General features: G+C 39.9%; 14 protein-coding genes and 1 riboswitch. Of the genes, 7 read left to right on the forward strand and 7 right to left on the reverse strand.

The genetic code is table 11. The features are described 5' to 3' along the window. Positions 1-6: 6 nt before the first annotated feature. Both PGH07_RS04400 and PGH07_RS04405 read left to right on the forward strand, forming a co-directional pair. Positions 7-144: a hypothetical protein gene (locus tag PGH07_RS04400; protein ID WP_289412836.1), complete on the forward strand. Its 138-nt coding sequence runs from the start codon at positions 7-9 to the stop codon at positions 142-144. Beyond that, positions 144-1,157, forward strand: a complete 1,014-nt coding sequence (locus PGH07_RS04405; RefSeq protein ID WP_289412837.1) for an agmatine deiminase family protein — start codon at positions 144-146, stop codon at positions 1,155-1,157. The genes PGH07_RS04400 and PGH07_RS04405 overlap by 1 nt, the downstream gene beginning before the upstream one ends. A 2-nt stretch (positions 1,158-1,159) precedes the next feature. Here the strand turns inward: PGH07_RS04405 and PGH07_RS04410 are convergent, their stop codons facing one another. Then, the gene (locus PGH07_RS04410; protein ID WP_289412838.1) at positions 1,160-1,783 is read right to left on the reverse strand and encodes a CAP domain-containing protein; all 624 of its coding nucleotides are present in this window, start codon (positions 1,781-1,783) and stop codon (positions 1,160-1,162) included. 59 nt (positions 1,784-1,842) lie between these two features. Then, positions 1,843-1,921, reverse strand: a riboswitch (cyclic di-GMP riboswitch). A gap of 64 nt (positions 1,922-1,985) precedes the next feature. Between PGH07_RS04410 and PGH07_RS04415 the strand changes: the two genes are divergently transcribed. Together PGH07_RS04415 and PGH07_RS04420 are read left to right on the forward strand one after the other, a co-directional pair. Beyond that, complete coding sequence (locus PGH07_RS04415; protein ID WP_289412841.1) at positions 1,986-2,861, forward strand: carbon-nitrogen hydrolase; 876 nt, start codon at positions 1,986-1,988, stop codon at positions 2,859-2,861. Positions 2,862-2,918: 57 nt separating this feature from the next. Then, complete coding sequence (locus tag PGH07_RS04420; RefSeq protein ID WP_289412842.1) at positions 2,919-3,404, forward strand: globin domain-containing protein; 486 nt, start codon at positions 2,919-2,921, stop codon at positions 3,402-3,404. A 37-nt stretch (positions 3,405-3,441) separates the two neighbouring features. Here PGH07_RS04420 and PGH07_RS04425 read toward each other — a convergent pair whose 3' ends face one another. Both PGH07_RS04425 and PGH07_RS04430 read right to left on the reverse strand, forming a co-directional pair. Beyond that, positions 3,442-4,017, reverse strand: coding sequence for an NUDIX hydrolase (locus tag PGH07_RS04425; RefSeq protein ID WP_289412843.1), 576 nt, complete (start codon positions 4,015-4,017; stop codon positions 3,442-3,444). A 3-nt stretch (positions 4,018-4,020) separates the two neighbouring features. Further along, a complete protein-coding gene (locus tag PGH07_RS04430) occupies positions 4,021-5,235 on the reverse strand; it encodes a peptidoglycan DD-metalloendopeptidase family protein (RefSeq protein WP_289412844.1) in 1,215 nt (404 codons plus the stop codon). Positions 5,236-5,406: 171 nt separating this feature from the next. Here PGH07_RS04430 and PGH07_RS04435 point away from each other — a divergent pair, with 171 nt between their 5' ends. The 3 genes from PGH07_RS04435 (at position 5,407) to PGH07_RS04445 (ending at position 8,482) form a co-directional block, all read left to right on the forward strand. Next, entirely contained in the window at positions 5,407-6,093 is a 687-nt protein-coding gene (locus PGH07_RS04435; protein ID WP_289412846.1) for a plasminogen-binding N-terminal domain-containing protein, read from the forward strand. A gap of 81 nt (positions 6,094-6,174) precedes the next feature. Beyond that, entirely contained in the window at positions 6,175-7,560 is a 1,386-nt protein-coding gene (locus PGH07_RS04440) for an FAD-binding oxidoreductase (RefSeq protein ID WP_289412847.1), read from the forward strand. Between the two features lie 100 nt (positions 7,561-7,660). Then, positions 7,661-8,482 (forward strand): YihY family inner membrane protein, encoded by an 822-nt coding sequence (locus PGH07_RS04445; protein ID WP_289412848.1) that lies wholly within the window; start codon positions 7,661-7,663, stop codon positions 8,480-8,482. Here PGH07_RS04445 and PGH07_RS04450 read toward each other — a convergent pair. From PGH07_RS04450 to PGH07_RS04465, 4 genes are read right to left on the reverse strand one after another with little or no spacing between them, the layout of a single operon-like run. After that, complete coding sequence (locus tag PGH07_RS04450) at positions 8,479-9,747, reverse strand: ComEC/Rec2 family competence protein (RefSeq protein WP_289412850.1); 1,269 nt, start codon at positions 9,745-9,747, stop codon at positions 8,479-8,481. The two genes, PGH07_RS04445 and PGH07_RS04450, sit on opposite strands and share 4 nt — an antisense overlap. 35 nt (positions 9,748-9,782) lie before the next feature. Continuing rightward, on the reverse strand, positions 9,783-11,213 hold the full coding sequence (locus tag PGH07_RS04455; protein WP_289412851.1) for a replicative DNA helicase: 1,431 nt from the start codon (positions 11,211-11,213) through the stop codon (positions 9,783-9,785). Continuing rightward, positions 11,213-12,274, reverse strand: a complete 1,062-nt coding sequence (gene ispG / locus PGH07_RS04460) for a flavodoxin-dependent (E)-4-hydroxy-3-methylbut-2-enyl-diphosphate synthase (protein WP_289412852.1) — start codon at positions 12,272-12,274, stop codon at positions 11,213-11,215. The genes PGH07_RS04455 and ispG overlap by 1 nt, the downstream gene beginning before the upstream one ends. Before the next feature lie 48 nt (positions 12,275-12,322). After that, a complete protein-coding gene (locus tag PGH07_RS04465; RefSeq protein ID WP_434481298.1) occupies positions 12,323-14,122 on the reverse strand; it encodes a primosomal protein N' in 1,800 nt (599 codons plus the stop codon). Between the last annotated feature and the right edge of the window lie 34 nt (positions 14,123-14,156).

A 14,156-nucleotide genomic window follows, 5' to 3' on the forward strand; every position in this document is an offset into this window, starting at 1 on the left:
TAAAAAATGGATTGGATAACAATTCTTGAAATTATCGCTATGATCTTAACAGTGGTGATTCTATTCGCTCTACTCAAAGAGTTGAAAAAAAATATAAAAGATTCCAATAATGGGAAAAAAAATGAAAGGTGCGATTTAGACTAATGAAACGTATGATTGCAGAATGGGAAAAACAAAGGCTTGTACTATTATCATTCCCGCACAAAGAAACAGACTGGCACGATCCTGAAGATGAAAAAAGTTTAGAGGAGGCACTTAGCCCATTTATCCGTATTGCACAGGCTATTGCCTATGCTGAGCCTGTATATATTATCTGTAATGACAAACAGAAAATAGCAGACATGTTCTGTTCTACCCGCAACATGACATTTATCGAAATACCAACCAATGATACATGGATACGAGACTACGGATATATCTCTATCCAAGAAGGAGATGAAGTAAAATTACTTGACTTCACTTTTGACGGATGGGGAGGTAAGTTTGAAGCAGGTCTTGACAACAGTGTCAACACCATCCTTCACAAAATGGGTTATATGGGTACCACGCCGCTTGAGACAATCAACTTCGTTTTGGAAGGCGGTTCACTGGAGAGTGACGGAGAGGGAACGATCCTCACTACTTCTGAGTGTCTCTGCAACCCAAATAGAAACGGTGGTTTGAGCAAAGAAGACGTAGAAGCAAAGCTTCAAGAAACGCTTGGTACGACAAGAGTATTATGGCTTGATCATGGTTATCTGGCAGGAGATGACACCGATTCGCATATCGATACCTTGGCACGTTTTGTCAACAGAGATACCATCATGTATGTCAAGTGTGATGATCAAAGTGATGAGCATTATGATGAATTAAAAAAGATGGAAGAACAACTTCAAACTTTCAAAATGGTCGATGGGACACCTTACAACCTGGTAGCACTTCCAATGAGTGATGCGATTTACGATGAAGAGGGTGACCGCCTACCTGCTACCTATGCAAACTTTTTGATCACCAATAACGCAATCATCTACCCAACATACGGTACTGCACAAGATAAAGTTGCCCATGAGGTATTTACATCACAGTTTCCAAACAGAGAGATCATTCCGGTCAATTGTCTAAAACTGATAGAACAGGGAGGAAGCCTGCACTGTTCAACAATGCAGGTAGCCTACTAACGCTACATACTGCGTCCGAAGTTTTGTGCCCAGTAGGTTTGATACTGATCATTTGAAGGATAGTATGCCATACCTACTTCTGTAAAGTGCTCGCTCATGAGGTTTTTACAGTGTTCATCACTGCGCAGCCATGCATCCATTGCCGCTTGTGTTGAGTGCTGTCCTGCAGCAATATTTTCACCGATAGCACGCCACTGATAATCTGCATAGCTCATACGATCTCTTAATTTACTTCCATGTCCCAGCCCCATCTCAACAGCAGCTCTATCATTTCTGCTGCCTGAACCATCATGGCTAAAGTGGCTGCTCTTGGCCATATCATAGCTGTGCTCATATGCTGCATCATAAAGTTTATCACTCCAAGCTAATGGCTGTACCGGTCCCATATTTCCGTACTTTCCACATGATCTTCTCTCTGAACGGATTTGATTGATTCTGGTAAGAAATTCTTTTTGCTGCGCTTTAGTTATAACAGAAGGATAAGCATGTGCTATCTTTTTGGTACTTTGCTGAGAAGTATGACTTTTGTCTGTATTAATGATAGTGACATGTGCAACCTTGGTTGAACCACATCCTGAAAAGAGCAAAATTGTAGCAGATAATAGTGCAAAACTTGTACTTTTCATACACTTCTTCCTTTGATTCGAAATATATTAGGAAAAGTAAAAGTTACATGCATCTATAAATGTGCAACCTGGCAATCTTAACTATGAAGACCCATGGCTTTCCGTCCATATCTCACGATATGTTTGGCTTTTAACATTTCCTTATACATACTATATAAAAATAGAGTTTAATAAAAAATAAAATTATGTTAAAATTTCTTTTATGAAAACAGCACTTATTCAACAAAAATTTTATGGAAATAAAACCGATACTATCAACGCTACTACCTCCAAAATAGAAGAGGCTGCAAAGAACGGAGCAGAGCTTATTGTACTTCAGGAACTTCATCAGAATGAATACTTCTGTCAAAGTGAGGATACCAAGTTTTTTGACTATGCCGCTAACTTTGATGAAGATGTAGCTTACTGGTCAGAGGTGGCAAAAGCCAACTCTGTCGTACTTGTAACTTCACTCTTTGAGAGACGTACAGCAGGTCTCTACCATAATACGGCTGTGGTGTTTGAAAAGGATGGTAAAGTCGCAGGCAGATACCGTAAGATGCATATCCCTGATGACCCTGGATTTTATGAGAAGTTCTACTTTACACCTGGAGATCTTGGTTTTGAACCGATAGATACTTCTGTAGGTAGACTTGGCTTACTTGTCTGTTGGGATCAGTGGTATCCAGAAGCAGCCAGAGCGATGACCCTTCGCGGTGCAGAGATTCTTATCTACCCGACAGCGATCGGATGGTTCGATGCAGATAGTGAAGATGAGAAAGCACGTCAGGTAGAGAGCTGGATCACGATCCAACGTTCCCATGCGATTGCCAATGGTATCCCTGTTATTTCATGCAACCGTGTAGGTTTTGAAGCAGACAGTGCAGGCGTAATGGATGGTATACGTTTCTGGGGTAACTCTTTTGTTGCAGGAGCCCAGGGAGAGATCATCGTGCAGGCCGGGAGTGAGAACGAAGAGATACTTTATGCAGATATCGACCATGCACGTACCAAAGAAGTACGCGATATCTGGCCATTCCTTCGTGACAGACGTATCGAGTCTTATGGTTGTCTGCTTAAACGTTTTTGTGATGAATAATTTATCTTTATTATAATTTGATACAATATTCAAAAATTTTACAATCGGAGAAACAAGATGTATAATGTGACCCCTGTTGCAAAAGGTGAGGCAGTACACTTTAAAATGCCAGACCCTGCATTCTATGAAGCATTGGGTTATGAGGGAATGAAGGATCTAATGTATCGTTTTTATGATGAGATCTATGATAGTTCTATCGCCAACTTTTTTCCTCAGGATGAAGAGGAATTTGAAAAAGTAAAAGAGAAAAATGCACGCTTTTTTATCCAACTGTGCGGTGGACCAAAGGTGCATACTGAATCAATAGGACAAGATCTCACTGAGTATATGATTCGTCTGCATGATGAGTTCTCTATCTATGAGAAAAGTCGTTATGAGTGGCTGGGATGTATGGAAACAGCCCTTCGTGAGACCGATATCCCCCAAGAGCTGAAAGACAGTTTCTGGGAATACGTTGAAGCCTTTTCAAAACTTACTGTCAATAGTTTTACGGATGGAAGCCATTATTATGCTGCCTATACACAGGCAATACAAGATAAATAAGATTAAGGGTGCATCATAATGCACTCTCAATCTTTACTTACAAAACCCTGTTCTTATTTTCAAACCACCACATAAACGCAAACATTAATCCAGGAGTTTTTGCTACTGTTTCATCAAAAATAAATGATTTTGCTTCCTTCACTGGCAGATAAATGACCTCGATCTGTTCGTCATCCACACCCCCGCCTTCAGAGACCTTCACGCTTTCATCTACTTCTGTATAGTAAAGCATTTGTTTACTTCCTGCAAAGCCTACAGAAGTATGAAAAGAGGTGATCTTTTCTATCTGATCTACAGTTACTCTATAACCGCACTCCTCTTCTATCTCTTCAGATGCGATATGCATCAATGAGAGATTTTTGTCTACGATACCTGCACATAGTTCGATCGTAAGTCCGAGATTATTGTTAAGATAAACTGCCGGCCTAAACTGCTGCACCAATACAAATGCATCTTTTGTTTTATGATAGATCAGTATCGCAACACTATCGTGTGCCTCTACAATCTCCCAACTTTTTGCTATGCCGTTTTGTTGATAAGTTGCTAATGATGTGGTAATGAACTTTGGGTCTTCAAGCGGTTTGAGCTGAAAAGACTTGATCTCATTTTTCATTCATTATCCACCTATTCTTGACTGCTTTGAAGTTGTCTCATCCCATACATACGTACTGCTGTTTGAATCAATCAGCTTAACCAGCTTTTCTTTGTTCACCTTGGCATGTTTAATGACCACTTTCGTAAACTTTTTCTGATTCAAAGAAGCCCTCTGAAGATTACTCATCGGGTTCACCCACCTTCCATTCTTCTGAAGACCGAAATGAAGATGCGGTCCTGTACTTCTACCGGTATTTCCTACATACCCGATAATTTGGCCTTTTTTAACTTGCTGTCCTCTATGTACATTCATACGGCTTTGGTGAGCATAAAGTGACTCATATCCTTTTGGATGCTTGATCTTCACCACATTACCGTATCCGTTCATCCATCCTGCATAACTCACTGTCCCGTCATATACGGCTAAAAGAGGCGTACCTCTTTTTGCACCGAAATCTGTTCCGTGATGAGGGCGGTAACACTTTAAGATAGGGTGCCATCTTCTAAAGGTGAAACTTGAGGTGATACGTGCATGTCTAAGAGGCATACCAAATGTTTTTGTGCGATCTTGAAAAGGTACCAGATGAATAAAATTTCCCTCATTGTTAAAGCTTGTATTTTCTGCACCTTCAAGGTGTCCGTATCCGTCTTTATCTGCATAAATAAATTTCGTTTTACCACGTGTAGTAAGTTTCACTACTTCGATATCAGGCATATGGTAAATTTCTCCCAGCCTAGTACGCTGAGTATAATTAAACGCTATCTGATCACCTTTTGCCAACGATCTAGTATTGATCGTATTTTTGAGTACCTGCCCCACTCGTTTGGCGATCTTTGCTTGTTTTATGGTATTAAGGGTGTCTGTATAAGGATTAGAATTGATCTCAATATTTGCAAAATACTCATTCTCTTCATAAACTATCGGGATAATGTCAAAAACATATTTACCTTTGCGTTTGTCCTTGTAAAGATGGATCTGCATTTCGTCGTTGATAGGGATCAGGGATTGTAACAAGATGTTACCAGATTCACTCAGTTCATAAAACTTTGTATTGCTTTGGATTTCAGATAAAAACTGTTGATCTTCTTTAGAGATATCATTGATAAGGTCAATTGAAATATTATGTGCTTCAAGATAGTGTGAAAACGTTTGCCCTTTTTCCCAATTCTCCTGTGTTACTTTTGCACCAAAAAGAGAAGTCACTGCAAAAAGTATCGTAACAATACTTTTAAACATTGACATCCTTTACCTCAATATACTTCATTTTGATCATACTTAATTCTTCCTATCTTGCTTAGTACGGCCATCATTATAACTTAAATAAATTAAGGAGACCATCAGAAGATTATGGAACTTTTACTCTTTTATTTGTATAATCAAGCTAATATTATCCACAAAAGGTTTGTTATGCGTAAGTTCGCTCTTATTACTTTATTTTCTATACCGCTCTTTTCAGGCTTTTTCCCTTCTACCGTACAAACATCGGTGGCTGATGCAGATCAAAAACAACTTAAGTTGAAACAAGCTCTGCCTCTTAACGGGATGAGCGGTGTCGTGATACATAATTATGGGAAGAGTGCCCAGGCTATTACAAGTTACGTGATCCAGACCAACCAAGATGGCTCGGCAAAATCAATAAAGCATAGTGTGATAGATCATGAACAACTGCCGACAATCAAAACTCCTATCACAAGAGGTGATAAAGTCATAGGGGGGTATATGTATCAAAACGTACTGCTTTTGGCTCCCGATGCAGAAACTTATGCAAAAATCACAAAACAATATAATAAAAACTGGATACATCCGGACCTTTACGCCCTTTTCCTCTCAGTTGAAGGTGACAAAGTACCAAGCAGAGAAAATCTTTCCGAATTTGCCAAAGCCTATCAAGTTGGACTTGTATTCATTGTACGCAACGGTACTGCGGTACTGCTAGATCCTGTATCTAAAAAGATCATCAATGAGCAAAAGTTAGATAATCTGCCTAAAACAGGAAAGTTTCCTTTCTTTTCTCGTTTCGAGAAGATAGAATCCGGTTGGTTTGATTTTAATGAGGATGAAAATGACTACTACAAAACAATGGAACAACTTTAAAGTATAGAAAAAATATTTAAAATGCGATTGAATGACTTCTAAACAGATCATTAAATCACCCGATATTTAAAAAGGAATTTTATGCTAGACGCAAAACACATCAAAGCTTTGGAAAATATGGTAGGCAAAGAAAATGTCTATTCTGACAAAGCACATCTTATCGCTTATTCATATGATGCAACACGTACGCGTTATGAACCTGATGCGGTCGTTTTCCCACGTAATGAAGAAGATGTCAGTCATATCCTGGCGTATTGTAATGAACACAAGATTGTGATCACTCCACGCGGGGCAGGTTCAGGATTTACAGGGGGAGCACTTCCGACAAATGGCGGCATTACTTTAGCCATGGAAAAACATATGAACAAGATCCTCGAGATCGATATGGAAAATATGGTTGCAGTCGTTCAACCGGGTGTGGTCAATATGGATCTTCAAAAAGCGGCTGAAGAGGTAGGACTTTTTTATCCACCTGATCCTGCGAGCGAATCATATTCGACACTAGGTGGGAATGTGAGTGAAAATGCCGGTGGTATGCGTGCTGCAAAATACGGAATTACTAAAGACTATGTTATGGCATTGCGTGCAGTACGTCCAAATGGAGATATCATTCGTGCAGGGAAACGTACTATCAAAGATGTAGCTGGATATAACATTGCCGGTATCCTCATCGCCAGTGAAGGTACATTGGCAGTTATCACTGAGATCACACTCAAACTGATACCAAAACCTAAATACACCAAAGCCTACATGGGTATCTTCCCTTCTGTTGAAGATGCAATGAATGCAGTCTTTAAATCACTTGCAGCAGGAGCAAATCCCGTAGCAATGGAATTTATGGATGACCTGGTAGTACATGCTCTTAAAGAGAAACTGGGTATTGAACTGCCTGAAAATGCAGGTGGCCTATTGATTGGTGATGTGGATGGGAACGTACCGGAAGAGGTAGAGTTCCAACTTGCAACACTTGAAAAATCCTTTAAGGAAAACGGTGCACAGGACTTCGTAGTCGCACATAACGCCAAAGAGAGAGATGAACTCTGGGTTGCAAGACGTAATGCTTCACCGGTGATCACAATCTACGGCAGCAAAAAACTGAATGAAGACATCTCTGTACCTAGAAGTATGTTACCTGTAGCATTGAAACGCATCTACGAGATCGGTCACAAGTATGGCTTCAAAGTACCATGTTTTGGACATGCCGGAGATGGGAATATCCATGTCAACGTTATGGTAGACGGGAGTGATCCAAAACAGCTTGAAGAAGGTCACCACTGTATCGAAGAGATCTTTGAACTGGTCGTGGAGATGGGCGGTACACTCAGTGGTGAACACGGTATCGGTACAGCCAAAGCACCATTTATGAGTATCGCCTTTAATGAAGAGGAGATACAACTCTTTAAAGATCTCAAACATGCATTTGATCCAAACAATATTCTCAATCCGGGGAAAATGGCATTGCCATAATTGGAGGGAAGAGCCTCAAGGCTTATTCCCCTATACCCATTAAATAGTGTGAGCTTTTAAGAATCATCGCTCTTATCGAGTTAACTAAAAAAGGAAGAGAGTGAAAAGTAAAAATATTTTAAAACACTATTATATCTTCCTGCGAGACTTTGTCAGTGACCTTTTTGATGACAAAATTGGTCATTACGCTTCCAGTCTTAGCTGGAGTACACTCTTTTCCATCATTCCTTTGCTGGTCATTATGCTATGGATCTTTACAACCATGCCAATCTTTGATACAGTACATGACCAGATGAAGGATATGATCTTTCGCAACCTCTTGCCAACAAACTCCCAAGAGGTCATGGAATATATCAACACCTTTATGGAGAACTCCTACAAGCTGGGATATGTTGGAGTATTGTATGTGACAGTAGCAGCAATACTTTTCTTTAAAAACTATGACTATATCATAAATGATATATTTGGAGTGGATAACCGTGGTGTTTTCAGTGCCGTGAAAACCTATGCCTTGCTTCTTCTGATCATACCTTTATTGATGGGTGCATCATTTTACCTCTCTGCAACAATGCAGTTCTATTTGGATAAATACAGTGTAACCAGTAGTATCCACCTAATCTACTTTTTTCCTTTTTTGATCGTATGGATGGTTTTCTATCTACTTTACCAATTTTCCGCAAATACCAAAGTTACCATATCATCTGCAGTCATAAGTTCTTTTATCGCTTCTCTCGTTTGGTACCTATCTAAAAATGCATTTGTCTACTATGTCCTGCACAATAAAACCTATTTGAGTATCTACGGCTCCATCTCTACACTTCTCTTCTTCTTTTTATGGATCTATATCTCCTGGGCAATCTTCCTGCATGGTCTCAAGTTCTGTGACCTTCTCAACAAAGATGTGGAGATCGAACATATCTAAAGTAAAAAGATATACAGTGCATAAGAAAATGCTGTAAATATCAACAACACAAATGCCCTCTTATAGATGATCGACAAAAAGGCCAAAATGATATAGACAAACATCATCTCGACAGGTAAAAGATGATACTTTATATCACTGCCTACATCAAACAGCCATGTCAATACTTCGTCAAATATTCCGCCGTATCCAATCAAATGTAATACAATTACCAAAGGATAAAAGAGGATAAATAACAATGATAAAACCGGGGAAAGAAGTTGATAAAGCGTTGTCATTGGAAATGTACTGTGGACAACCGGAAGCATCAATACAAATATCCCTAAAGGTATTACCAACACTGCAATAAGATGTTTATTGATATTTTTTGTATATTTTAATAGCAAAAAAATTGCAAAAACCCCTGCTACCGATAGCCAAAAAGCCAATGAAACCACTAGTGAAGGGAAAAGTGCCAAGAGCATACCTACTACTGCAAATAAAAAGGTGAAGCTTAACAGCTCGATTCCCAGAAGTAACATTATCCATCCTACTAAAAGCATTGCATACGAACGCACCAACGAAGGAGGGAAATCGACAAACCAAAGATATATTGCAAGTGCAATGAATGTTACTGCACCTACATCAATGAGCACATATCGATAAGGAAAATATCTTTGTTGAAATATTGTATAGATTACCTTGATAAGCCCATATATAATTCCCCAGAGGATACCCAGATGAAAGCCGCTTAAAGCAATAAGGTGACTCACACCCAGTTTACTTATCCGCTCCCTAAGATCATCAGATAGGGGTGCAGCAAAAAAGATTGCATTGTAAAAAGAAGCAAGCATTTTGGATTGATGCTGTTGTGCTACTTGTTGCAATAGTGAGTCTTTATAAGTACTTTGCATTGGGAGTACTTCTTTAATGTGTGATTTGACAAAAAAAGTACTCAGATATCCACGAAAAGTGATCTTCTCATCAGGAAAGATCTGAAGACGTAAATGCTTTTTTGCATAAGTGTTTTGAGTATAGGAAGTCGTGATAAAATGCATCCCGCTATCGCTATGAAGTTTCAATACATTATAACTTTTTCCGTTTGCAGTTGTTTTCACCTTCTCACTGATAACATCTGCATAAGTATAGTAAAATGGTTTTGCAATAAAGGATTGATACTCCTGATAGCTCATAATAAGTCGTAAAACAACAACTGATACAATACATAGAAGTACCCATAAAAAGCTCTTTGTCTCAGTAAAAAGCTGTGGTTTTTGTAATTGCACTCTCTTCCCCTTTAGAATGCTTTACTCATGTGTAATTAGATCTGCGGCAGTTCTATATTCCCTTCATTCATCGGGATATCACTATCCTCGTAAACAACCTCAAAGGCCGGAGAGTGAGAAGCATCTACGAATCGTGTAAAACGTTTCTGGAAGACCAGATCAACTGTTCCTGTTGGACCGTTTCTCTGTTTTCCGATAATGATCTCAGCTTCTTCTTCTGATTTTTTTCTAAACTCCGAAGTATACTCCTTGCCCTCAGCTTTGGCTTTCATCTCTTTTTCTTTCTCTTTGGCTTCGCGATATACATCATCACGGTAAACAAACAAAATAATATCCGCATCTTGTTCAATCGCTCCGGATTCACGAAGATCTGAAAGCATGGGACGTTTATTTTCCCTTGCCTCCAATCCACGGTTGAGCTGAGAGAGTGCAACGATCGGAATTTGTAGTTCTCTGGCAAGTTGTTTAAGCCCTCTTGAGATCTCTGAGACTTCCTGTTGTCTTCCCTCTTTTCCATCACCACTCATCAACTGAAGGTAATCGATGATCGCAATAGAGATCTCAGGATGTCTTGATTTTAGCTTTCGCAATTTACTTCTTACTTGATGAATTGTCGCATGTCCTCCATCGTCAACAAAAAGTTTCTTTTTAGAGATATCATTGGTAGCAGCTGAGAGCTGTGACCACTGTTCATCGGTAAGGTCACCCACTCTTAGAGACTGTAATGGGATAGATGTTTTAGCCGAGAGCATTCTGAGCATTAGTTGTTCAGCAGGCATCTCCAGTGAAAAGAATGCCACACCTTCATCACGCTCTATCGCTCTAAGTGCCATATTTAGTACGAATGCTGTCTTACCCATTGCAGGACGTGCAGCAACAATAACAAGGTCCCCTTTTCCAAATCCCGAGGTTTTGTCATTGAGGTTTTTAAATCCGGTATCTGTACCGATCAGTTTGGAGTTACCCATAGCTTTAAGCCGGTTGATCTCTTCCAGCATAGCAAGTGTAATCTCTTGGGATTCCCTGAAGTCCTCATTACTGCTGTTCTGTGTGATCTCGTAGAGCTTTTTTTCTACAAGATTCATTACTTCATCGGCAGGAAGATCATCTTCTATGGTCGTTTTTCTGATCTCTGTAGCCAGTGTTGCAAGTGCACGTTTACTAGATTTTGCCTTAATTTCTGAAAGATAAGCTGCAGTATTTGAGATTGGGTTGACCGAAAGCAGATCAAGCATCGCTACTTCATCAAACTTACCTTTGTTTTTTAGTTTATTACGTAAAAACTCTTCATCAATCGGCTTTTCTTCATGTGAAAGCTCTTCCATCGCAGCAAAAAGATGCTGGTGAAACGGGAGATAAAAATCATGAGGTTTTAGCTTTGATGCGATCTCTTCATAGATCTCTGGATCAAAGATAATTGCTGACAGAACAGCACGTTCAATATTAAGATTGTACATATTTTCCATCAGCTATTCTCTTTCGCAAAATTTTCTACTTCAGCAACAAAACGATCCACCAATTCATTTTCAGGCAAACGTGCCACAACTTCACCTTTTACCATGATCAGCCCCGATCCTTTTCCATAAGCGATCGCTACATCCGCATGCTTGGCTTCTCCTATAGCATTGACCACACACCCCATAACAGATACATCCATCGGTGTTTTGATATGTGCTGTACGCTTCTCCACTTCAGCCACGGCTGAGACCAGGTCCGCTTCTATACGTCCACATGTTGGACATGAGATAATGTTGAGCCCTTCTTGTACACGTCCGCTGTCTTTAAGGATAGCTTTACCTACCTTGATCTCCTCTTCCAGTTCACCTGTGATAGAGACACGCAATGTATCACCTATCCCATCCAGCAGCAACGTCCCTAGTCCAATAGCCGACTTGATAGTAGCATGAAATACTGTACCTGCTTCCGTTACACCAAGATGGAACGGATAGTTATTCTTCGGACGTAGCATCCGGTAAGCTTCTACTGTACGGTCTACATCACTGGCTTTGAGTGAAACCTTGATATCGGTAAATCCGAGGTCTTCAAGAAACTTGATATTGTACTCTGCACTTGCTACCATTCCCTCTGCTGTAGCTCCGTACCTTTGTTCAAACTCTTTTTCCAAGCTTCCGGCATTCACCCCTACACGAATTGGAAGATTTCTATCCTGACACGCTTTGACAATCTCCCTAATACGGTTCTTTTCACCGATATTACCCGGATTGAACCTTATACAATCTACCCATTTAGCTGCTTCAAGCGCTAATTTATAATCAAAGTGAATATCCGCAATTAAGGGCAGTGAGATACGCTTCTTTATCTCTTGAAGTGCCAAGGCATCTTCCATTTTTGGTACGGCTACACGTACCATATCCGCACCGGCAAAGTGAAGCCTGTTGATCTGTTCAACGGTTGCTTCTACATTATGCGTATCACTATAGGTCATTGACTGTACAGAAATAGGGGCATCTCCTCCTACTGCTACATCACCTACATAGATCTTTTTGGTTGGATAACGTTCTTTCACTATTTGCCTCTGGCTATATTTTTGTCTTATTTTATCTAAAAAATCTTACTATGAGAATTCGACAGGATCCATATCGATCTCAATTTCTTTACAATCTACCCCATGAAGCGATTTAAGCAGCGGTACTCTGCTCTTAGCTCTAAGAAGAATATGATATCGATATTTATTCGCGATCTTTTCAACTGGTGCTTTTCCATGCCCTACGATCTCGATCTCCTCAAAAGATTTGAGTTTAGCAACAGTATCCAGTGTGATCTTTGCCACTTTTTTTTCATCTTTATGCGCGATCAAAATCCTTGCGAGTGAAGCATAAGGCGGATACTCCATCATCTCTAAAAAAGAAAGCTCCTCTTTGATAAATAATTCATAGTCTCCAACATAGCTTTTAAAAAAATCTGGATCACCTGTCTGTACGATCACTTCAGAGGCCTTTGCACGCCCACTGCGGCCTGCTATCTGGAAGAAAAGACTCATTGTCCGTTCTCTTGCACGATAATCTGCAAGACCCAAAATATGGTCAAGTCCCATAATGACTGAAAGTGTAATATCAGCATAATCATGTCCCTTGGAGAGCATCTGTGTACCTAAAAGCAAATCACTCTCTTTGTTCTCAAATCGTCTTAATGCCTGCTTCAGTTTATTAGCAGTAGTAATACTGTCCTTATCAAACTTCTCGACCTTTATCCCCTCAATTGCCTCTTCTATCACCTCTATGGCTTCTTGAGTACCCATACGTTCACTTCTTAACGGCGAATGTCCACAGTAGCTGCAGCTCTCCCTGATCGCTTCTGTATAGTTACAATAGTGGCACTTCAGATGTTTATGATTACGATGCAATGCCATACCTACCGAACAGTAGGGACATAAGTGTGTTTTCCCGCAGTTTTCACAGTATAGGTATTTGAAGTTCCCTCGTGTCGGTAAAAATAGTAAAGACTGTTCGCCCCTTTGATAATTTTTACTCACGGCATTCAATATCACATTATTGATCGTATCACCTGAGATAAAGGTATAGCGTTTATTTGTTTGAATAAAGGGTTTATCAAGCTTGACCACATCATACTTGGTATAGGAGGTCATACTCGGTGTTGCAGAAGCTAGAAGAACTTTTGCTCCAAGTTTCTGCCCCATAAGGACTGCAACATCTCTGGCATGATAGCGCGGCCTTGTCATTGCCTTATAACTGTCATCATGCTCTTCATCTACAATGATCAGACCTATATCCTGAAGCGGGACAAAAAGTGCAGAACGTGCCCCGGCTACAATACGTACTTGACCGCTGTAAATACCTTCTAGAATACTCTCCTTTTTCTTTTTGGTCAGTTTGGAATGCCACATTGCAACCTGTTCACCAAAATACCTTTGCAAACGTTTTTCCATCTGGGGAGTAAGTGAGATTTCAGGCATTAAAAAGATCGTCGCTTTCCCCTCTTGAAGCATCTTTCCCATCAAGGAGATAAATACTTCGGTTTTCCCTGCACCTGTAACCCCAAAAAGTAATGCTCTATCCTTGTGCAGAAGTGCATCATAGACTTGCTGTTGTGCCTGTGTAAGCTGAGGTAATTTTATGTCATTGTTTTCGTACTTTACGACAGGTTCAATGTTCTTATCATAAGGAACAAAAAGGGAGATCGCCTCTCCCCATGAAGAGAAATAGTACTCGGAGATAAACTTAGCAATCTCGAGTTGCTTTGAAGTATAATAGTGAGCAGTTACCTCACACACTTCCAATGCAGTAAAAGAAGGCTGAGAAACTTCCTCAATGATAACTGCATTTTTAGTAGATGACTTCAGAGGAACAGAAACTACTGCACCTACCTGAAGCTCTTCCTGAGAGGCATATGTCAAACTTGGGACATTGGATCCAATTAAAAAAGTTTTA

Origin of the sequence: Sulfurovum zhangzhouensis, from assembly GCF_030347965.1 — a bacterium.
GTDB lineage: Bacteria > Campylobacterota > Campylobacteria > Campylobacterales > Sulfurovaceae > Sulfurovum > Sulfurovum zhangzhouensis.

Excerpts from the sequence above, each read along its gene's own strand:
- PGH07_RS04400 (WP_289412836.1), top strand. The coding sequence starts at position 7 with ATGGATTGGATAACAATTCTTGAAATTATCGCTATGATCTTAACAGTG.
- PGH07_RS04405 (WP_289412837.1), top strand. The coding sequence starts at position 144 with ATGAAACGTATGATTGCAGAATGGGAAAAACAAAGGCTTGTACTATTA.
- PGH07_RS04410 (WP_289412838.1), bottom strand. The coding sequence starts at position 1,783 with ATGAAAAGTACAAGTTTTGCACTATTATCTGCTACAATTTTGCTCTTT.
- PGH07_RS04415 (WP_289412841.1), top strand. The coding sequence starts at position 1,986 with ATGAAAACAGCACTTATTCAACAAAAATTTTATGGAAATAAAACCGAT.
- PGH07_RS04420 (WP_289412842.1), top strand. The coding sequence starts at position 2,919 with ATGTATAATGTGACCCCTGTTGCAAAAGGTGAGGCAGTACACTTTAAA.
- PGH07_RS04425 (WP_289412843.1), bottom strand. The coding sequence starts at position 4,017 with ATGAAAAATGAGATCAAGTCTTTTCAGCTCAAACCGCTTGAAGACCCA.
- PGH07_RS04430 (WP_289412844.1), bottom strand. The coding sequence starts at position 5,235 with ATGTTTAAAAGTATTGTTACGATACTTTTTGCAGTGACTTCTCTTTTT.
- PGH07_RS04435 (WP_289412846.1), top strand. The coding sequence starts at position 5,407 with ATGCGTAAGTTCGCTCTTATTACTTTATTTTCTATACCGCTCTTTTCA.
- PGH07_RS04440 (WP_289412847.1), top strand. The coding sequence starts at position 6,175 with ATGCTAGACGCAAAACACATCAAAGCTTTGGAAAATATGGTAGGCAAA.
- PGH07_RS04455 (WP_289412851.1), bottom strand. The coding sequence starts at position 11,213 with ATGGAAAATATGTACAATCTTAATATTGAACGTGCTGTTCTGTCAGCA.